The sequence below is a fragment of the Nitrobacter winogradskyi Nb-255 genome (assembly GCF_000012725.1).
Taxonomy (GTDB): domain Bacteria; phylum Pseudomonadota; class Alphaproteobacteria; order Rhizobiales; family Xanthobacteraceae; genus Nitrobacter; species Nitrobacter winogradskyi.
On record NC_007406.1, the window covers coordinates 1,479,404 to 1,500,002 of the forward strand.

The window sequence follows — 20,599 nt, forward strand, 5'->3', positions numbered from 1 at the left end:
GAATACGTTAAAGGAATATATCGATGGCTGATCTGCAGAAGATTGTTGACGACCTCTCGGCGCTGACCGTGCTCGAGGCTGCCGAACTGGCGAAGCTGCTCGAGGAGAAGTGGGGCGTGTCGGCCGCCGCCGCCGTGGCTGTTGCGGCTGCGCCGGGCGCCGGCGGTGGCGCTCCGGCCGCCGAAGAGAAGACCGAGTTCACTGTCGTGCTCGCAGCCGCGGGCGACAAGAAGATCGAGGTCATCAAGGAAGTTCGCGCCATCACCGGGCTCGGCCTCAAGGAAGCCAAGGATCTGGTCGAAGGTGCGCCGAAGCCGGTCAAGGAAGGCGTTGCCAAGGACGAGGCCGAGAAGATCAAGGCCCAGCTTGAGAAGGCTGGCGGCAAGGTTGAACTCAAGTAACCGTGGGAGGTTACCTGAGTCATTGAGACTTCGATCTTAGCGCGCCAGGGTGAGAGCCGAAGATTGCCATGTCAAGTGGAATCACTGGCTCAAGCCTCAGGCGAGGCAGGCGAAGCCGGACATGAGGCGGGTGATATGAGCGGTATATCCCTGGCGGGCGCGATTCCATCGCGCTCGCCGGGTGCGGCCTGAGGTCGTTATTTTACTGGTTGTACACAGAAAGTTGGTTGTACACAGAAAAGTGTGGGAATTCAGGAGTATTACCCCTCGAATCTCCACGATTGCCATCTCATATCGGGATGGCAGCACGAAAAGCGCAGCGGATGCGGGAACGGCGGCGTTCTCCCATAAGCTGTTGGGAGAGCAGCAATTTCGGGCTTTTTGGTCCGCCTGGTTATGATTTTGACGAGCGGGGTGTAGCCATGCGCCCCGCGCGTCGTTTTGCGTTCTGCGAGCCCTGCGTTCCTGATCAGGATTGAAGTCCTGATATTTGCGTTCCGCTCTCAAGAGCGTTCCGAGATTCATCCCCGGGGGCGATGCCGATCGCGCTTCGGAAGGTTCGCCCTCACGGGCGACGACATGAGAGGCCACGATGGTGCAGCAGACGTTCACCGGTCGCAAGCGGGTTCGCAAGTTCTTTGGACATATCCGTGAAGTCGCGGAGATGCCGAACCTGATCGAGGTGCAGAAAGCCTCCTACGATCAGTTTTTGATGGTTGACGAGCCGGAAGGCGGCCGCCTGGACGAGGGTTTGCAGGCGGTTTTCAAATCAGTGTTTCCGATCAACGACTTCTCCGGCGCTTCGCAACTCGAATTCGTGCGCTATGAGTTCGAGGCTCCGAAATACGATGTCGACGAATGCCGCCAGCGCGGCATGACCTATGCCGCTCCGCTGAAGGTGACGCTGCGCCTGATCGTATTCGATATCGACGAGGAGACCGGCGCGAAGTCCGTGAAGGACATCAAGGAGCAGGACGTCTACATGGGCGACATTCCGCTCATGACGATGAACGGCACCTTCGTCGTCAACGGCACCGAGCGCGTCATCGTCTCGCAGATGCATCGTTCGCCTGGCGTGTTCTTCGATCACGACAAGGGCAAGACTCATTCGTCAGGCAAGCTGCTGTTCGCCGCGCGCGTGATTCCGTATCGCGGGTCGTGGCTCGACATCGAGTTCGACGCCAAGGACATCGTGTTCGCGCGCATCGACCGTCGCCGCAAGATTCCGGTGACGTCGCTGATGTTCGCCCTCGGCCTCGACGGCGAGGAAATCCTCAGCACGTTCTACAAGAAGATCATCTACAAGCGCGCGAAGTCCGGCGGTGGTTCGGACGGCTGGCGCGTGCCCTATGATCCGGTCCGTTTCCGCGGCTACTCGACGCTGAACGACCTGATCGACGCTGACACCGGCAAGGTCGTGCTCGAGGCCGGCAAGAAATTGACGGTTCGCGCCGCGCGCCAGCTTCAGGAGAAGGGGCTGAAGGCGCTGCGCATGAGCGACGAGGAACTCGTCGGCATGTATCTGGCCGAAGACCTCGTCAATCCGAAGACCGGCGAGATCTATGCCGAAGCCGGCGAGGAGATTACCGAGAAGTCGCTGAAGGCGCTCAACGAGGAGGGGTACAAGGAGCTGCCGCTGCTCGACATCGACCACGTCAATGTCGGCCCCTACATTCGCAACACGCTGGCCGCCGACAAGAACATGACGCGCGAGGACGCGCTGTTCGACATCTACCGGGTGATGCGTCCGGGCGAGCCGCCGACGCTGGAGTCGGCGCAAAACATGTTCCAGTCGCTGTTCTTCGATGCCGAGCGCTACGACCTGTCCGCTGTCGGCCGCGTCAAGATGAACATGCGCCTCGACCTCGATGCGCCGGACACCTATCGCACGCTCCGCAAGGAGGACATCCTTGCGGTCATCAAGACGCTGGTCGACCTGCGCGACGGCAAGGGAGAGATCGACGACATCGACCACCTCGGCAATCGGCGCGTGCGCTCGGTCGGCGAACTGATGGAAAACCAGTACCGCGTCGGTCTGTTGCGCATGGAGCGGGCCATCAAGGAGCGGATGTCCTCCGTCGACATCGACACCGTGATGCCGCAGGATCTGATTAACGCGAAGCCCGCGGCTGCCGCGGTGCGCGAGTTCTTCGGGTCGTCGCAACTCTCGCAGTTCATGGATCAGACCAACCCGCTTTCGGAGATCACCCACAAGCGCCGCCTGTCGGCGCTTGGGCCGGGCGGCCTGACGCGCGAACGCGCAGGCTTCGAGGTGCGCGACGTGCATCCGACCCACTACGGCCGCATCTGTCCGATCGAGACGCCGGAAGGCCCGAACATCGGCCTCATCAACTCGCTCGCGACGTTCGCGCGCGTCAACAAATACGGTTTCGTCGAGACGCCGTACCGCAAGGTGAAGGACGGCCGCGTCACCGACGAGGTGGTCTATCTCTCCGCGATGGAGGAAGGGCGCTATCACGTCGCGCAGGCCAACCTGCCGCTCGACGCCCGTGGCCGCTTCACCGAGGATCTCGTGGTCTGCCGTCATGCCGGCGAGGTGCTGCCGGTGACGCCGGACAAGGTCGACTTCATGGACGTGTCGCCCAAGCAGCTCGTCTCGGTCGCGGCGGCTTTGATCCCGTTCCTGGAGAATGACGACGCCAACCGCGCGCTGATGGGCTCGAACATGCAGCGACAGGCGGTGCCGCTGGTGCGCGCCGAGGCGCCGTTCGTCGGCACCGGCATGGAAGGCGTGGTCGCGCGCGACTCGGGCGCGGCGATCGCCGCCCGCCGCTCCGGCGTGATCGACCAGATCGACGCCACCCGCGTCGTCATCCGCGCGACGGAAGATCTCGATCCGACCAAGTCCGGCGTCGATATCTATCGCCTCATGAAGTACCAGCGCTCGAACCAGTCGACCTGCATCAACCAGCGTCCGCTGGTGAAGGTCGGCGATATCGTCAGGAAGGGCGACATCATCGCGGACGGCCCGTCCACCGATCTCGGCGAACTCGCGCTCGGCCGCAACGTGCTGGTCGCGTTCATGCCGTGGAACGGCTACAACTTCGAAGACTCGATCCTGCTCTCGGAGCGGATCGTCAAGGAAGATGTTTTCACCTCGATCCATATCGAGGAATTCGAAGTGATGGCCCGTGACACCAAGCTGGGCCCTGAGGAAATCACGCGCGACATTCCGAACGTTTCGGAAGAGGCGCTGAAGAGCCTCGACGAAGCCGGCATCGTCTACATCGGCGCCGAGGTCCGCGCGGGCGACATCCTCGTCGGCAAGATCACGCCGAAGGGCGAAAGCCCGATGACTCCGGAAGAAAAGCTGTTGCGCGCGATCTTCGGCGAGAAGGCTTCCGACGTTCGCGACACCAGTCTGCGCGTGCCTCCGGGCGTGCAGGGCACCATCGTCGAAGTCCGCGTCTTTAACCGTCACGGCGTCGACAAGGACGAGCGTGCGCTGGCGATCGAGCGGGAGGAGATCGAGCGTCTCGCCAAGGATCGCGACGACGAGCAGGCGATTCTCGACCGCAACGTCTACGGCCGTCTCGCCGATCTGCTCGAAAACCGCCAGGGCATTGCCGGTCCGAAGGGCTTCAAGAAGGATACCAAGATCACCAGGGCGGTGCTTGATGAGTACCCGAAGTCGCAGTGGTGGCTGTTCGCATCGCCGAACGACAAGCTGATGGCCGAGATAGAGGCCATGCGCAAGCAGTACGACGAGTCGAAGAAGGGCCTCGAGCAGCGCTTCCTCGACAAGGTTGAAAAGCTGCAGCGCGGCGACGAGTTGCCGCCGGGCGTGATGAAGATGGTCAAGGTCTTCGTCGCCGTGAAGCGCAAGATCCAGCCGGGCGACAAGATGGCTGGCCGTCATGGCAACAAGGGCGTGGTTTCGAAGATCGTTCCGATCGAGGATATGCCGTTCCTTGAGGATGGCACCCACGCCGACATCGTTCTCAACCCGCTCGGCGTGCCCTCGCGCATGAACGTCGGTCAGATTCTCGAAACCCACCTCGGCTGGGCATGTGCCGGCCTTGGCAGGCGGATCGGGCAGGCCGTCGACGCCTACCTCGCGAGCGCGAAGCAGGAAACCAAGCCGCTGAAAGAAACCCTGAAGAAGGTCTACGGCGACAACGAGACCATCAAGTCGCTTGAGGATCATGAGCTTGTCGAGCTCGGCCGCAATTTGAGACGCGGCGTTCCGATCGCGACGCCGGTGTTCGATGGCGCCAAGGAAGCCGATATCGAGCAGATGCTCGAACTTGCGGGCATGGACAAGTCAGGCCAGTCGACGGTGTATGACGGGCGGACCGGCGACCCGTTCGATCGCAAGGTCACGGTGGGCTACATCTACATGCTCAAGCTGCACCACCTTGTCGATGACAAGATCCACGCGCGCTCGATTGGACCTTACTCGCTCGTCACCCAGCAGCCGCTGGGCGGCAAGGCGCAGTTCGGCGGCCAGCGTTTCGGCGAAATGGAGGTGTGGGCGCTCGAGGCTTACGGTGCGGCTTACACGCTCCAGGAAATGCTGACGGTGAAGTCGGACGACGTCGCGGGCCGCACCAAGGTCTATGAGGCGATCGTGCGCGGCGACGACACCTTCGAGGCGGGCATTCCGGAATCGTTCAACGTGCTGGTCAAGGAAATGCGCTCACTGGGCCTGAATGTCGATCTGCATAACTCCAAGATCGGCGACATGATGCCGACATCCGAAGCAGCCGAGTAGCAGTTTGAGAATGCTTGTTTTCCTGGCGCGACGCATCACGCAGCGAGGCGTCGCGGAACCGGGACCGCAATGAATTCCGCGGACCGTTGAGGTTCCGGATCGGCAGCGCAGCGGGCGCGCTGCGCAGCATCCGGGACGCGGCCGTCGAGGAGAAGACCATGAACCAAGAAGTAATGAATTTATTCAATCCGACGACTCCGGCCCAGGTCTTCGACCAGATCCGGATTTCGATCGCGTCGCCGGAGAAAATTTTGTCGTGGTCCTACGGCGAGATCAAGAAGCCGGAAACGATCAACTACCGCACGTTCAAGCCGGAGCGTGACGGCCTGTTCTGCGCGCGCATCTTCGGGCCGATCAAGGATTACGAGTGCCTGTGCGGCAAGTACAAGCGGATGAAGTACAAGGGGATCATCTGCGAGAAGTGCTCGGTCGAGGTGACGCTGTCTCGCGTGCGCCGCGAGCGCATGGGTCATATCGAGCTGGCCGCGCCCGTCGCCCACATATGGTTCCTGAAGTCGCTGCCTTCCCGCATCGGCCTTCTGCTCGACATGACGCTGAAGGATCTCGAGCGCATTCTCTATTTCGAATACTACGTCGTTCTGGAGCCTGGCCTCACCGCGCTCAAGGACCGTCAGCTGCTGTCGGAAGAGGAGTACCTTCGCGCGCAGGACGAGTACGGCCAGGACAGCTTCACCGCCATGATCGGCGCCGAAGCGATCCGGGAACTGCTGAAAGGGCTCGAACTCGAAAGGCTGGAGGCCGAACTCCGCGCGGAGATGCAGGCGACCGAGTCCGACATCAAGCACAAGAAGCTCGCCAAGCGCCTGAAGATCGTCGAAGCCTTCCGCTTTTCCGGTAACAAGCCGGAGTGGATGATTCTCACCGTGGTGCCGGTCATCCCGCCGGATCTGCGCCCACTGGTGCCGCTCGATGGCGGCCGCTTCGCCACGTCCGACCTCAATGACCTGTACCGCCGCGTCATCAACCGCAACAACCGCCTGAAGCGGCTGATGGAGCTGCGCGCGCCCGACATCATCATCCGCAACGAAAAGCGAATGCTTCAGGAAGCGGTCGATGCGCTGTTCGACAACGGCCGGCGCGGCCGCGTCATCACCGGCGCGAACAAGCGCCCGCTGAAGTCGCTCGCCGACATGCTGAAGGGCAAGCAGGGACGCTTCCGCCAGAACCTGCTCGGCAAGCGCGTCGATTATTCCGGCCGCTCCGTCATCGTCGTCGGTCCCGAACTGAAGCTGCACCAGTGCGGCCTGCCGAAGAAGATGGCGCTGGAGCTGTTCAAGCCGTTCATCTATTCGCGGCTTGATGCCAAGGGGCTGTCCACGACGGTGAAGCAGGCCAAAAAACTCGTCGAAAAGGAGCGTCCCGAGGTCTGGGACATTCTCGATGAGGTCATTCGCGAACATCCGGTGCTGCTGAACCGCGCGCCGACGCTGCATAGGCTCGGTATTCAGGCGTTCGAGCCGACCCTGATCGAGGGCAAGGCGATTCAGCTTCATCCGCTGGTTTGCGCCGCCTTTAACGCCGACTTCGACGGCGACCAGATGGCCGTGCACGTTCCGCTTTCGCTTGAGGCGCAATTGGAAGCGCGTGTGCTGATGATGTCGACCAACAACATCCTGCACCCTGCGAACGGTCAGCCGATCATCGTCCCCAGCCAGGACATCGTGCTCGGTCTTTATTATCTTTCGATCATGCGTGAGGGCTTGCCCGGCGAGGGCAAGGTGTTCGGCGATATGGCCGAGCTGGAACACGCGCTGCATTCGGGTGTCATCCATCTTCACACCAGCATCAAGTATCGCTGGGATCAGACCGACGAGAATGGTGAGCCGATCAAGCGTCTGATCGACACGACCGCAGGCCGCGTCATGCTCGGCCAGGTGCTGCCGAAGTCGCAGAAGATATCGTTTGACGCCATCAACAAGCTGATGACCAAGCGTGAAATCTCCGGCGTGATCGACCAGGTCTATCGTCACTGCGGTCAGAAGGAGACCGTGATCTTCTGCGACCGGATCATGGCGCTCGGCTTCTACAACGCGTTCAAGGCCGGCATCTCCTTCGGCAAGGACGACATGGTCGTCCCCCATGGGAAGTGGAAGATCGTCGACACCACGCGCGCGCTGGCGAAGGATTTCGAGCAGCAGTACAACGACGGCCTGATCACGCATGGCGAGAAATACAACAAGGTCGTTGACGCATGGTCCAAGGCGACGGAAGAAATCGCCAAGGAGATGATGAAGGAAATTTCTTCGACCAAGAAGGACGCCAAGGGCATCGAGGCCCAGATCAACTCGATCTACATGATGGCGCATTCCGGCGCGCGAGGCTCGCCCGCCCAGATGCGTCAGCTCGCCGGTATGCGCGGCCTGATGGCGAAGCCGTCGGGCGAGATCATCGAGACGCCGATCATCTCCAACTTCAAGGAGGGGCTGTCGGTTCTTGAATACTTCAACTCGACCCATGGCGCCCGCAAGGGTCTCGCGGACACCGCGTTGAAGACGGCGAACTCGGGCTATCTGACCCGCCGCCTGGTCGACGTCGCGCAGGATTGCATCATCACCCAGGATGACTGCGGCACGAAGCTCGGCATCAAGATGCGCGCCATCGTCGATGCCGGCACGGTGGTGGCGTCGCTGGGATCGCGCATCCTGGGCCGCACGGCCTGCGAAGACATCCGTAATCCCGCGAGCAACGAGGTGCTGATTGAGCGCAATACCTTGATGGAAGAAAGCCATGTCGATCAGATCTCGAAGGCTGGCATCCAGGAGGTCAAGATCCGCTCGGCTTTGACCTGCGAACTGATCAACGGCATCTGCGGCAAGTGCTACGGCCGTGATCTGGCCCGCGGCACGCCCGTAAATCACGGAGAGGCGGTCGGCGTCATCGCGGCGCAGTCGATCGGTGAGCCCGGCACGCAGCTCACGATGCGCACGTTCCATATCGGCGGCGCCGCGCAGATCAACGAGCAGTCGGTGATCGAGTCGAACTTCGACGGCAAGATCACGATCAGGAACAAGGCGATCGCAAGAAACGGCGAAGGTCATCTGGTTGCGATGGTGCGCAACATGGTGGTCGCCGTTGTCGATGCGGACGGCACCGAACGCGCAACTCACCGTATTCAGTACGGCGCGCGCATGCACGTCGACGAGGGCGACATGGTCAAGCGCGGCCAGCGTATCGCCGAGTGGGATCCCTATACCCGGCCGGTTCTGACGGAGCTTGAAGGCACCATCGGATTCGAAGATCTGATCGAAGGTCAGTCGATCTCCGAGACGCTCGATGAATCCACCGGTATCGCCAAGCGCATCGTGATCGACTGGCGTGGTACGCGCGGCGGAGCGGATCTGCGCCCGGCTATCGTGATCAAGGGCAAGGACGGCAAGGTGCTGAAGCTTCCCCGTGGCGGCGACGCCCGCTACATGCTGTCGGTCGACGCTATTCTGTCGGTCGATGTCGGCGCCAAGGTGAAGCCTGGCGATATCCTGGCGCGTATCTCGACCGAGAGCGCGAAGACCCGCGACATCACCGGTGGTCTACCGCGAGTGGCCGAACTGTTCGAGGCACGCCGGCCGAAGGACGCGGCAATTATCGCGGAAATCGCCGGCACCATCCGGTTCGGTCGCGATTACAAGAACAAGCGCCGCATCTCGATAGAGCCGGTTGACCAGGAAGAGGAGACCCGCGAGTACCTCATTCCGAAGGGCAAGCATATCCATCTGCAGGATGGCGATATCGTCGAGAAGGGTGACTTTATCGTCGATGGCAATCCCGCGCCGCACGACATCCTGGCGATCAAGGGCATCGAAGAACTCGCCGCCTATCTGGTCAACGAGATCCAGGAAGTCTATCGCTTGCAGGGCGTGCTCATCAACGACAAGCACATCGAGGTGATTGTTCGTCAAATGCTTCAGAAGGTCGAGATTATCGATCAGGGCGAGACCGACATGATCTCGGGCGAGCAGATCGACAAGATCGAGTTCGACCGGCTCAACCTCAAGGCTCAGGAAGAAGGCAAGAAGATCGCCACGGGAACGCCGGTTCTTCTCGGCATCACCAAGGCCAGCCTGCAGACCCGCTCGTTCTTCTCGGCGGCGTCGTTCCAGGAGACCACGCGTGTGCTCACCGAGGCCGCGGTCAACGGCAAGGTGGACCCGTTGGAGGGCCTGAAGGAAAACGTCATCGTCGGTCGACTCATTCCAGCGGGCACCGGCGCGTCGATGGCCAAGATCCGTGAAGTCGCGGTCAAGCGCGACAGGTTGATTCTCGACGAGCGCGAGAAACAGGCGGCGATCGTGCCGTCCGCTCCCGAAGCCGAACCGTTGGCGCTTCCGCCGGCGGAGTAGAAATCGGCTGATCTGAGTTGAAAGAAGGGCCGGCGCAAGCCGGCCTTTCTTACGTTGTGCGCCGCTTCAGACAACGGTCCCTTTGCGCTTCTTGAAACCGCTCCGCTGGCTGTGCCGGGCTTGAGCACTTTCGCTTCTGATGGAATCAGAAGCGAGCTCCAGATTATTGTTTTGACGCGTTTTCTTCACGCGAACCGGCATCCACTTCGCTCGAAAACGCTATAAGGCGTGGTGCGCGAGGAATACCGATTGTCAGGTTTGCGCGCTGAGGTTTTACGGGAAGCCGGTCGTGCCTACGTTATGCCAACCTGCCTTCGGGTGATTGCGGGGGCGGCGGCAATGTTGGCGGCGGTGTCGTGGATTTTCTCGCCGATCGTATCAGCCCCTCGGCCAGCCTGACGATAAATCGCGCCCACCGGCGTGCGCGTCACGTCGGGCCGTTGTCGAGCGAGAGCGAACGAAGATGCCAGGCTTTCGCTGCCGACCATGCGTCGCATTCCATTTTGACGGGGTCATCGTAGAACATCTTGATCTTGGCGCGGTCCATGCCTTCGGTGGCGAGCCAGTGCGGGATGTGGTGGTTGCAAAGCCGCTCAACGTCCGTAAACACCTTGTCTGTGCCGGTGCCCGCAGCCGGGCACGAGGTCGCAAATGCGTCGCCGATGACCACGACCCCGGCCTGCCGATGATTTTCCGTGACGTACAAATCGGCTGGCCGGATTTTGATCTGTCCACTTACCTTGAAGCCGCCGGTTATGCGGTCGAGGCCGGGCATCATCGCGCTCATCGCCGCTTCGGGATTCTCACGAAACTCGTGAAACCAGATGTCGTTCATCGACCGATAGACCATCAAGTTGGCTCGCATGGTGTTACCGATCGGAAATAGCGTCAGGTAGGCCATGCGATCGCTCGACCACTTTGGCCAATAGGTCAGGGCAGGGAAGGGAAGGGCAACACCGGGCGATCGATCGGCTCAACGTCAAAGCCGAGCGTCACTGAATGACACTCGCTGATGACACGTCGCCCAAGTCCGAGGAAATGACGCAGGCTGATGCTGAGCCCGTTAGCGAGCACAATCAGGCGCGCCGAAATTTCTTCGCCACTCGCCAGCACCACGCGCTGACGTTCGTCACTCGTCGCTACTTCGGTGACCTTGGTATAAAAGCTCTCGATGCTGGATGGAATCTGCGTGCGCATGGCATTGACCCGAGTGTCGTACATCACGCCGTGCTGATCGCTGGGCTTTTTTACGACAACGAAACCAAACCGCGCTTCCTACACCTCGCCGTCGAGGGTCGTCGCTTGCAGTATCTGCTTGTCGAGACCCGTGTTGCGCAGTCGCCGAATCTGAGTGCCACTGAGCTTTTCGCAGCGCAGGTCGGGTAAATACGTTGTGTGCGGATCCATCAAGATCGCAGGAACACCTGCGCGGCCCAGCATCGCGGCTGCCGTTGAACCGGCCAATCCGCCGCCAACAATCGCAATGTTGGTGTAGCGCATGGATCCGCCCTTGTTAGCCAGGTTAATCAATGCGCCGCAAAAACCAACAAACCTTGAAGGTGCCAGAAGGGCGACCGGTTCGACCGGGTGTGGCTTAACCAAAAAGAAACAGGGGGAAGGTCAGTATTCCCACGGGGTGGATCGCCGAGGATGATCCGAGGCGTTTGATGATTTCAGTAAACATTTGCCCACCAACACCGGACCTGGCGGCGCCATGGGACGATCTCGTTCGGCGGGCGTCTTCAAACGTATTCATGAATCCGGTGGTCCTGTCGGCCGCGAACGAGAGCGGGTTTGCGGACGTCCGTGTTCTGCTGGCGTGGAATGACGGCGCCGGATTCAAGAAGCTGGTCGGTATCTGGGCTTTTCAAGTCCGCAAAATTTCGCCGATGTGGCCCTTGGTGCTTGAAGCATTGCCCTACAACTATGCCTTTCTTTCAAGTCCCGTCGTCGACCCGGCTTTCGTTCGCGACGTCATTCCAGGCTTTCTATCGGCGATCCGTGACAGTCGCTCGCTGCCCAAGGTGATCAGCCTGAAATCGCTTGATGCCGAGGAAGAGAGCTTCGCAACACTCATCGAGACGCTGAACGAGCAGGGTTGCGCCTGCCTCAGGATGTCCGACAGCACGCGTCCTTTCGCTACTCCTGATGCTGGCGTGAAACGGTCGGGCTCGACCCGGAAGAAGCTGCGGCAGGATTGGAACCGGCTCTCCGCCGCAGGCAGTGTCGATATCGTCAATCTCCGCGCTCCGGATACCAGAGAGGCTTTCGAGACGTTTCTGGAACTGGAAGCCGCAGGCTGGAAAGGAGCGCGTGGCACGGCTTTGTTATGCAGGCCCGCGGACGCGGCGTTCGCCAGGAAGATGATTGCCGCGCTGGCCGAACGTGGCGATGCTTCGGTTGCCTTGCTTCGTGTTGATGGGCGCGCCATCGCCGCACAGGTGCTGATGTACTGCGGCGCCACGGCCTATACGTGGAAAACGGCCTTCGATCCCGACTACGCGAAATACTCGCCCGGCATGCTGCTGATCGACAGGATCACGGACGATCTGCTGACCTCCGCAGATATCGAGGCGGTCAATTCCTGCTCCTACGAAGGAAGCTTCATGGCTCAACTCTGGGTGGGACGACGGAGGATGGCCGATCTGCTGGTCAATGTCGGGCGGGATCGATCCCTGGCCTTCTCGCTGGAGGCCGCCCGCCAACGGGGCTATGAACAGCTTCGCTGGTTTCGCGACCAGGTTCGGAGCTGGTCAGTTCCCGCCAGCCCCAAAGCAAGAAAGTAAGCTTGTGACGCACTGTCTTTGGCCTGCTTCAACAGCGCGGTCGGGAAATGGAGCCTGCAGGTCGGAGCCGTCGATCCGGTGTGGCTTGCCTTTGGCTACGCAAAGGGCGACACTGCGACCGCCGGTTTTGACTTACCGCAAGAACCGGTGATCGTGGGACCATGGTGCACGGGCCAAAGAACAGCCTTCTGGCGAGCATACCGGACACGGAATGGATCGAAGTTCAGAAGCTGTGTGAGTTTGTCAAGCTTCCACTGGATCGCGTGCTGTACGAGCCGCGCGGCCCGTTCGATTATGTGTACTTTCCCGAAACGGCGATCATCTCCAACGTTGCTCCGCTCAAGGTCGACAAGACAGCCGAGACGTCAACCACGGGACGGGAGGGCATGATCAATGTCGGAGCGATCATGGGTGATGATCAATCCATGCATCGCGCCGTCGTCCAGGTGTCCGGTGACAGCATCCGAATTGCGTTTCAGGATTTTCAGGAGTTGCAAGCGCGCCTGCCGGTGTTTCGGCGCAAGCTCAACGCCTACTCGCGGGCGTTCCTTGCGCAGGTGATGCAGTCCGTTGCGTGCAACGCCAGTCATACGCTTCTCCAGCGCTGCGCGCGATGGCTGTTGAAGTCTCACGATCGCGTCGATGGCGACGAACTTCGACTCACTCAGCAATTCCTGGCCGAAATGCTCGTGGTCAGTCGCGTGGCCGTTAACGCCGAGTTGCAGAAGTTTCAGCAACAGCAGGTTCTCACATATAGCCGCGGCATCATTACCGTACTGGACCGTAAACTTTTGGAGCGCACATCCTGCGAATGCTACCGCGCGGTCCGGCGAGAGTACGACAGGCTGTTGCCCGGCTCTTTCACCAAATAAAAAACGGCTATGTAAACTAGTTGGCTATACCGTCGCTGTTTCCATCGGTACACAAAGAAATTCAAAAAATAATAGAGGAGCGCACCGATGCCGCGACACATCTCTTTTTACGATGAATCCCTGGGTAAGCAGATCGATGGTTCATACACTTCCGATGGCAAGGTGATCCATGCCGGTTCGGGATCGCTGGGCGCCAAAAGCGCGACCATCGGCCATCTTGGCAACGCCACCACGTTTCCGGTCGATCAGGTAGGGCAGGATCTTCTGGCTCAGAAGCTGCTGAGCGAGTTGGCTCATCGCGAAGCAAAGAACGGCCACGGCCACTAAGTCGTCGTCAAACAACAGATGGTGTGAGCCGCTCATGCGGTTCACATAATCGTTTTCTATCGCGGAGGGGCCTTCGTTGGCCCCCTTTCGTTGGCATCGCTGCAGGTGGCTGTGGTTTAAAGTGGCCGCCTCCGAGCCTCTGCTCAGGCATTCAGGCTCTCCTTCACTTCACGCGCAGTGGTCGTGCTTGGGCCGGCTGCTCCCGCGCAGATTTATTGATCGTTTGAAGCGGTGCGACGGTAGTCGCTTGCCTTTAACGTCCCAAGATTTCAATCTCTAGCGCGATCGAGAAGCGACGTCATGCCGCTCAGCTTATCGTCCGCATGTGACGTTCTGCATCTCTTCCCTGTAGCGTTATCGAGCAACGCAATTCTTGGGTTGATCCGAGGGTATATCGGTTCGCGTGAAGACAGCGCGTCAGATCAAGCTCATGCAGCCGCGCTTCTGATTCTGTCCGGATCAGAATCGGAAAGACGCTGGAGAATGCCGGCAATGACTCGTCAGCCTCTCGCCGATTGGCGGACAACTACACGGCACCGCGGATCTCGGGGCGACGCAAGCCGTCTGCCTCGGCCAGTCCAGCTTGCTAGAGCCTTTTCCGCTTCTGATGGAATCAGAAGTGAGGCTCTATGATGATTTGACGCGTTTTCTTCACGCGAACCGGTATCCACTTCGCTTGAAAACGCTCTAGGTCACGAACCCATAAACGGGGTTCCGTTTGGACGGGATGCGTGATTCAATCTCCAGAGGTGGGAGGATTGAATGGCACGTTTTGATCTGACGGATTTTGAATGGTCTGTGATCCAGCCGCTGTTGCCGAACAAGTCGCGCGGCGTTGCACGGGTGGATGATCGGCGGGTGCTGAACGGGATTTTCTGGCGGCTGCGCACCGGTGCGCCGTGGGCGGACATTCCAGCGCGCTACGGCCCGCACACCACTTGCGTGAACCGCTTCAACCGGTGGCGCAAGGCAGGCGTGTGGGATCGCATTCTGTCGGCTATTTCAAAGGCTTACGATGGCGACATCCAAATGATCGATTCGTCGTCGATCCGCGTGCATCAACATGCGGCCAACGGTCAAAAAAACAGACGCGATCCCGTTGCATGGGTCGCTCGCGCGGCGGGCTGACCACCAAAATCCACGCGCTGGTGGATGCCTGCGGCCTGCCGATCGTCCTCAAGATCACCGAAGGCCAGGCCCATGACGGGCGTAGCGCGCAGGACATGATCGACACCGTCGAACGCGGCGACGTGCTGCTGGCCGACCGGGCCTACGACTCCAACGCCCTGCGTCAAACGCTGGCCGCGCGCGGCGCGAGAGCCAATGTGAAGCCGATGCCAAATCGCGTTGCGGCCTTGCAATTCAACAGACGGCTCTATCGCAAGCGCAATCTGGTCGAACGCTTCTTCAACAAAATCAAGCACTATCGCGCCGTCGCCACCAGATATGACAAACGTGACGACAACTTCCTCACCTCCATCAAGCTCGCCTCAATCCGCATCTGGTTGCGATTTAATGAGTCGATGACCTAGTCTGAGGACTTGGCGCGATGGATTTGGCTTGTCCACATTCTGTTCCCCTCATTAGGCCCCCGCCCGAAATCGACCTTAGAGCCTTTCCGCTTCTGATAGAATCAGAATCGGGGTCCATGATTCTGATTTGACGCGCTGTCTTCACGCGGACCGGTGTCCATCCTCGGGTCAAGCCCGACGATATGCTTCGCTCGAAAACGCTATAGCCGCGCGAGCAGGGTGGTACTCTGATTCGCGCTGTTCGGATCCTGTCCGGCGATGAATCGGGCGGGGCCGGACCCGGCCGTGCTGGCCTTGAGCGAGGCGGGCGCGCCTGTGACGGTTTTCAGGTGATGCGGATGCTGGTTTGCTAGAAAATCGCGTTAAAACAATATCTTGACCTTCATTTCCAATTCTAATCGGAAGCGGAAAAATCGGATGAGGTGAGGCAATTCCCGCTCTCGAAAAACCATTGTTTCGAACGGCTTCCGGCAGTTGGTGCGCGGTCGCTTCTGCAACACCCGATTGAGGCAGGGCCGGTCGCATGAAACGGTCAGAAGTGCCTCTGGTGTGGCGGTTCAGCCTTGACTTGACGAGTCGCGATGGATAAAACCCGCGCACTTAACGGCAGGCGGTGAGCTACGCTAGCGTCGGAACGGACCACCCTTTCTATCTGGTTTGATGATGGACGGGCACCAACCTCGACGAATGCTGCTCAGACGCTGCCGCAATAGCCAGGCAATGCCAGGACGATAGTCGTCTCTTGAGCGAGTTCTCTTGAGATTGATTTCGGATACATGACCTCGGTGGAGGCTGGCCGGTTCGTTCCGGCTGGCGTTGATCGTGGTCCTCTGTGGTGTCGAAGCGCTTCCGCTCAGCAGTGAACGGTTGGCGCGGTTTCGTTTTGCGTGAACCGATTCACGCATCGCGAGCGGGTGGGCGTTAGCCCCGGACGAAGTGCGAAACCGATCGGGGTTTTGCGTAAATATAAGGGTGAAGGCGAACGATGCCGACGATCAACCAGCTGATCGCAAGTCCGCGCGTCCTACAAAAGTCGCGCAAGAAGGTGCCAGCGTTGCAGCAATCGCCGCAAAAGCGCGGGGTGTGCACGCGTGTTTACACCACGACTCCGAAGAAGCCGAATTCGGCGCTGCGCAAGGTCGCCAAGGTGCGCCTGACCAATGGCTTCGAGGTCATCGGTTATATTCCGGGTGAGGGCCACAACCTTCAGGAACATTCCGTGGTGATGATTCGCGGCGGCCGCGTGAAGGACTTGCCGGGCGTGCGCTATCACATCCTCCGCGGCGTCCTCGACACGCAGGGCGTCAAGAACCGCAAGCAGCGCCGTTCGAAGTACGGCGCGAAACGTCCGAAGTAAGCGGGAACAGAAACGATGTCACGTCGCCATTCTGCCGAAAAGCGTGAAGTGTTGCCCGACCCGAAGTTCGGAAACGTCGTCATTACGAAGTTCATGAACTCGATCATGTATGCGGGAAAGAAGTCAGTCGCCGAAAGCATCGTCTACGGCGCGCTCGACCTGATCGAGGCCAAGACCAAGCAGGGTCCGTTGACTGTTTTCGAGCAGGCGCTCGAGAACGTGATGCCGACCATCGAGGTGCGGTCCCGCCGCGTTGGCGGCGCCACCTATCAGGTGCCGGTGGAAGTTCGCTCTACCCGCCGTCAGGCGCTGGGCATTCGCTGGCTGATCACAGCTGCGCGGGGGCGCAATGAAAAGACGATGACGGAGCGGCTTTCGGCTGAACTGCTCGACGCGTCGAACAATCGGGGCAGTGCGGTCAAGAAGCGGGAAGACGTGCACAAGATGGCGGAAGCCAACCGTGCGTTCTCGCACTATCGCTGGTAACGGCGACACAACAGGAATTTAAGGACAGCTCCATGCCCCGCCAACATGCCATCGAGGATTACCGTAACTTCGGTATCATGGCGCATATCGACGCCGGCAAGACGACGACGACCGAGCGTATCCTTTATTACACCGGCAAGAGCCACAAGATCGGCGAAGTGCACGAAGGTGCGGCGACGATGGACTGGATGACGCAGGAGCAGGAGCGCGGCATCACCATCACCTCGGCTGCGACCACCGCGTTCTGGGACGGCAAGCGGCTGAACATCATCGACACTCCGGGTCACGTCGACTTCACCATCGAGGTGGAGCGCTCCTTGCGTGTGCTCGACGGCGCCGTATGCGTGCTCGATTCCAACCAGGGAGTCGAGCCGCAGACCGAAACGGTCTGGCGTCAGGGCGACAAGTACAAGGTGCCGCGCATCGTCTTCTGCAACAAGATGGATAAGACCGGCGCCGACTTCTACAAGTGTCTCGCTGACATCGTCGATCGTCTCGGTGCGCGCCCTGTTGCGCTGCAGTTGCCGATTGGCTCGGAAAGCAACTTTAAGGGCATGGTCGACCTCGTCCGCATGAAGGCGCTGGTCTGGAACAACGAAGCGCTGGGCGCGATGTACGACATCGTAGACATCCCGGCTGACCTTGCCGACAAGGCAAAGGAGTATCGCGAGAAGCTGGTGGAGGCCGCCGTCGAACTCGATGACGACGCCATGGCCGCTTATCTCGACGGCGCCGAGCCCGACGAAGCCACGCTGAAGAAGCTGATCCGCAAGGCGGTGCTGACCGGCGCTTTCTATCCGGTGCTGTGCGGCACGGCATTCAAGAACAAGGGCGTCCAGCCGCTGCTCGATGCCGTGGTCGCCTATCTGCCGTCGCCGCTCGACGTTCCGGCTATCAAGGGCGTTGACGACAAAGGCAACGAAGTTGTCCGTCACGCCGACGACAAGGAGCCGATGTCGCTGCTGGCGTTCAAGATCATGGACGACCCATTCGTCGGGACGATCACGTTCTGCCGCATCTATTCGGGCATTCTTCAGAGCGGCACCGGCGTCGTCAATTCGACGCGCGAAAAGAAAGAGCGCATCGGCCGGATGTTGCTGATGCATGCGAACAATCGTGAAGACATCAAGGAGGCCTATGCCGGCGACATCGTTGCGCTGGCCGGCCTGAAGGAAGCGCGCACCGGCGACACGCTGTGCGATCCCGCTCATCAGGTGATTCTCGAAAAGATGGAGTTTCCTGATCCGGTCATCGAGATCGCGATCGAGCCGAAGTCCAAGGCGGACCAGGAAAAGCTGGGTATCGCGCTGGCGAAGCTTGCGGCCGAAGATCCATCCTTTCGCGTCTCGACCGACCAGGAGTCCGGCCAGACCATCCTCAAGGGCATGGGCGAGCTCCATCTTGACATCAAGGTCGATATTCTCAAGCGCACCTACAAGGTCGACGCCAATATCGGCGCGCCGCAGGTGGCGTTCCGCGAGCGCGTCACCAAGCGTGTCGAGCACAGCTACACCCACAAGAAGCAGACGGGCGGCACCGGCCAGTTTGCGGCGGTGACGCTGATCGTCGAGCCGAGCGAGCCCGGCAAAGGCTACGAGTTCGAGTCGAAGATCGTCGGCGGTGCCGTGCCGAAGGAATACATCCCCGGCGTGGAGAAGGGCATCGAGAGCGTGCTCAGTTCGGGCGTGGTCGCTGGCTTCCCTGTTGTCGACGTCAAGGTGCAGCTGATCGACGGCAAGTTCCATGACGTCGACTCATCGGCGCTGGCATTCGAAATCGCGACGCGCGCCTGCTTCCGTGAAGCTCTGCAGAAGGGCAAGTCGGTGCTGCTGGAGCCGATCATGAAAGTCGAAGTGGTGACGCCGGAAGACTATACCGGATCGGTCATCGGCGATCTCAATTCGCGGCGCGGCCAGATCCAGGGTCAGGACATGCGCGGCAACGCCAACGTCATCAACGCGATGGTGCCGCTCATGAACATGTTCGGCTACGTGAACAATCTGCGCTCGATGAGTCAGGGGCGCGCGACCTTTACGATGCAATTCGATCATTACGCGGAAGCGCCGGCGAATGTGTCGGCGGAAGTCCAGAAAAAGTTTGCCTGATTGTCGCTGGCGACAGTCGACGACTGAACGGAGAGTCAAATGGCCAAAGCAAAGTTTGAACGTAACAAGCCGCATTGCAACATTGGAACGATCGGTCACGTCGACCATGGCAAGACCTCATTGACGGCGGCTATCACGAAGGTTCTTGCGGAAGCCGGCGGAGCGACGTTCACGGCATACGACCAGATTGACAAGGCTCCTGAGGAAAAGGCGCGCGGCATCACGATCTCGACGTCGCATGTCGAGTATGAGACGCCGAACCGCCACTACGCGCATGTCGACTGTCCGGGCCATGCCGACTACGTGAAGAACATGATCACGGGCGCGGCGCAGATGGACGGCGCGATTCTTGTCGTGTCGGCTGCGGACGGCCCGATGCCTCAGACGCGCGAGCACATTCTTCTGGCGCGCCAGGTTGGCGTTCCGGCGATCGTGGTGTTTCTGAACAAGTGCGACATGGTCGACGATCCGGAGCTTCTGGAACTGGTCGAGATGGAGGTCCGGGAGCTTTTGTCGAAGTACGAGTTTCCCGGCGACGACATTCCGATCATCAAGGGCTCGGCGCTGGCGGCGCTTGAGGATTCCGACGCCAAGCTCGGCAAGGAAGCGGTGCTTGAACTGATGAAGGCGGTTGACGCCTACATTCCGCAGCCGGAGCGGCCGGTTGACCAGCCGTTCCTGATGCCGGTCGAGGACGTGTTCTCGATTTCCGGTCGCGGTACGGTTGTGACGGGACGAGTTGAGCGCGGTATTGTCAAGGTCGGCGAGGAAATCGAGATCGTCGGCATCCGCGAGACGCAGAAGACGACGGTGACGGGCGTGGAGATGTTCCGCAAGCTTCTCGATCAGGGGCAGGCGGGCGACAACATCGGAGCGCTGTTGCGCGGCACCAAGCGCGAGGACGTGGAGCGCGGTCAGGTTTTGTGCAAGCCGGGCTCCGTGAAGCCGCACACCAAGTTCAAGGCGGAAGCCTACATCCTGACCAAGGAGGAAGGTGGCCGTCACACGCCGTTTTTCACCAACTATCGGCCGCAGTTCTATTTCCGCACAACGGATGTGACCGGGGTGGTGCATCTTCCGGCCGGCACCGAGATGGTGATGCCGGGCGACAATGTCGCGATGGAGGTGCATCTGATCGTGCCGATCGCCATGGAGGAGAAGCTGCGCTTCGCCATCCGCGAGGGCGGTCGTACCGTCGGCGCAGGCGTCGTCGCCAGCATCATCGAGTAAGGACAAGGGAATTGCGAATAGCGAGTGGCGAATAGAACACCTTCTATTTCGCTATTCGCTACTCACTACTCACTATTCGCTTTTCAAAGAGAGACACGGCAATGAACGGCCAGAATATCCGCATCCGTCTCAAGGCGTTCGATCATCGGATCCTTGATACGTCGACCCGCGAGATCGTGAACACCGCGAAACGCACCGGCGCGCAGGTCCGCGGACCCATACCGCTGCCGACGCGAATCGAGAAGTTTACGGTCAACCGTTCGCCGCATGTCGACAAGAAGAGCCGCGAGCAGTTCGAGATGCGGACTCACAAGCGCCTTCTCGATATCGTCGATCCAACGCCTCAGACAGTCGATGCCTTGATGAAGCTTGATCTGGCTGCGGGCGTCGACGTGGAGATCAAGCTCTGA

Annotated in this window: 14 protein-coding genes and 1 pseudogene; 12 read left to right on the forward strand and 3 right to left on the reverse strand. The window is 60.1% G+C overall.

Annotated features, from left to right (window positions below):
• Positions 1-23 precede the first annotated feature (23 nt).
• The 3 genes from rplL to rpoC all read left to right on the forward strand — a co-directional run bounded on the left by rplL (position 24) and on the right by rpoC (position 9,494).
• On the forward strand, positions 24-401 hold the full coding sequence (gene rplL / locus NWI_RS07005; protein ID WP_011314628.1) for a 50S ribosomal protein L7/L12: 378 nt from the start codon (positions 24-26) through the stop codon (positions 399-401).
• Positions 402-993: 592 nt separating this feature from the next.
• The gene (gene rpoB, locus NWI_RS07010) at positions 994-5,136 is read left to right on the forward strand and encodes a DNA-directed RNA polymerase subunit beta (protein ID WP_011314629.1); all 4,143 of its coding nucleotides are present in this window, start codon (positions 994-996) and stop codon (positions 5,134-5,136) included.
• Positions 5,137-5,294: 158 nt separating this feature from the next.
• A complete protein-coding gene (rpoC, locus tag NWI_RS07015; RefSeq protein ID WP_011314630.1) occupies positions 5,295-9,494 on the forward strand; it encodes a DNA-directed RNA polymerase subunit beta' in 4,200 nt (1,399 codons plus the stop codon).
• 427 nt (positions 9,495-9,921) lie between these two features.
• Here the strand turns inward: rpoC and NWI_RS18205 are convergent, their stop codons facing one another.
• From NWI_RS18205 to NWI_RS18215, 3 genes are read right to left on the reverse strand one after another with little or no spacing between them, the layout of a single operon-like run.
• Positions 9,922-10,395 (reverse strand): hypothetical protein, encoded by a 474-nt coding sequence (locus NWI_RS18205; protein ID WP_011314631.1) that lies wholly within the window; start codon positions 10,393-10,395, stop codon positions 9,922-9,924.
• A 29-nt stretch (positions 10,396-10,424) separates the two neighbouring features.
• The gene (locus NWI_RS18210; RefSeq protein ID WP_011314632.1) at positions 10,425-10,718 is read right to left on the reverse strand and encodes a hypothetical protein; all 294 of its coding nucleotides are present in this window, start codon (positions 10,716-10,718) and stop codon (positions 10,425-10,427) included.
• A gap of 51 nt (positions 10,719-10,769) precedes the next feature.
• Positions 10,770-10,994 (reverse strand): FAD-dependent monooxygenase, encoded by a 225-nt coding sequence (locus tag NWI_RS18215; RefSeq protein WP_244374999.1) that lies wholly within the window; start codon positions 10,992-10,994, stop codon positions 10,770-10,772.
• 167 nt (positions 10,995-11,161) lie between these two features.
• On the opposite strand from NWI_RS18215, the gene NWI_RS07025 reads away from it, so the two are divergent.
• The 9 genes and pseudogenes from NWI_RS07025 (at position 11,162) to rpsJ (ending at position 20,599) form a co-directional block, all read left to right on the forward strand.
• Positions 11,162-12,280, forward strand: a complete 1,119-nt coding sequence (locus NWI_RS07025; RefSeq protein WP_011314634.1) for a GNAT family N-acetyltransferase — start codon at positions 11,162-11,164, stop codon at positions 12,278-12,280.
• A 161-nt stretch (positions 12,281-12,441) separates the two neighbouring features.
• A complete protein-coding gene (locus NWI_RS07030) occupies positions 12,442-13,152 on the forward strand; it encodes a Crp/Fnr family transcriptional regulator (protein ID WP_011314635.1) in 711 nt (236 codons plus the stop codon).
• Between the two features lie 87 nt (positions 13,153-13,239).
• Positions 13,240-13,479: a hypothetical protein gene (locus tag NWI_RS07035; RefSeq protein ID WP_011314636.1), complete on the forward strand. Its 240-nt coding sequence runs from the start codon at positions 13,240-13,242 to the stop codon at positions 13,477-13,479.
• A 762-nt stretch (positions 13,480-14,241) separates the two neighbouring features.
• Positions 14,242-15,011: pseudogene (locus NWI_RS16870) on the forward strand (IS5 family transposase).
• A 985-nt stretch (positions 15,012-15,996) separates the two neighbouring features.
• Positions 15,997-16,368, forward strand: a complete 372-nt coding sequence (gene rpsL, locus NWI_RS07050; protein ID WP_011314637.1) for a 30S ribosomal protein S12 — start codon at positions 15,997-15,999, stop codon at positions 16,366-16,368.
• A 15-nt stretch (positions 16,369-16,383) separates the two neighbouring features.
• Positions 16,384-16,854, forward strand: a complete 471-nt coding sequence (gene rpsG, locus NWI_RS07055) for a 30S ribosomal protein S7 (protein WP_011314638.1) — start codon at positions 16,384-16,386, stop codon at positions 16,852-16,854.
• 32 nt (positions 16,855-16,886) lie between these two features.
• Positions 16,887-18,959: an elongation factor G gene (fusA, locus tag NWI_RS07060; RefSeq protein WP_011314639.1), complete on the forward strand. Its 2,073-nt coding sequence runs from the start codon at positions 16,887-16,889 to the stop codon at positions 18,957-18,959.
• A 39-nt stretch (positions 18,960-18,998) separates the two neighbouring features.
• Positions 18,999-20,189, forward strand: a complete 1,191-nt coding sequence (gene tuf / locus NWI_RS07065) for an elongation factor Tu (RefSeq protein WP_011314640.1) — start codon at positions 18,999-19,001, stop codon at positions 20,187-20,189.
• Between the two features lie 101 nt (positions 20,190-20,290).
• On the forward strand, positions 20,291-20,599 hold the full coding sequence (gene rpsJ / locus NWI_RS07070) for a 30S ribosomal protein S10 (protein WP_002712302.1): 309 nt from the start codon (positions 20,291-20,293) through the stop codon (positions 20,597-20,599).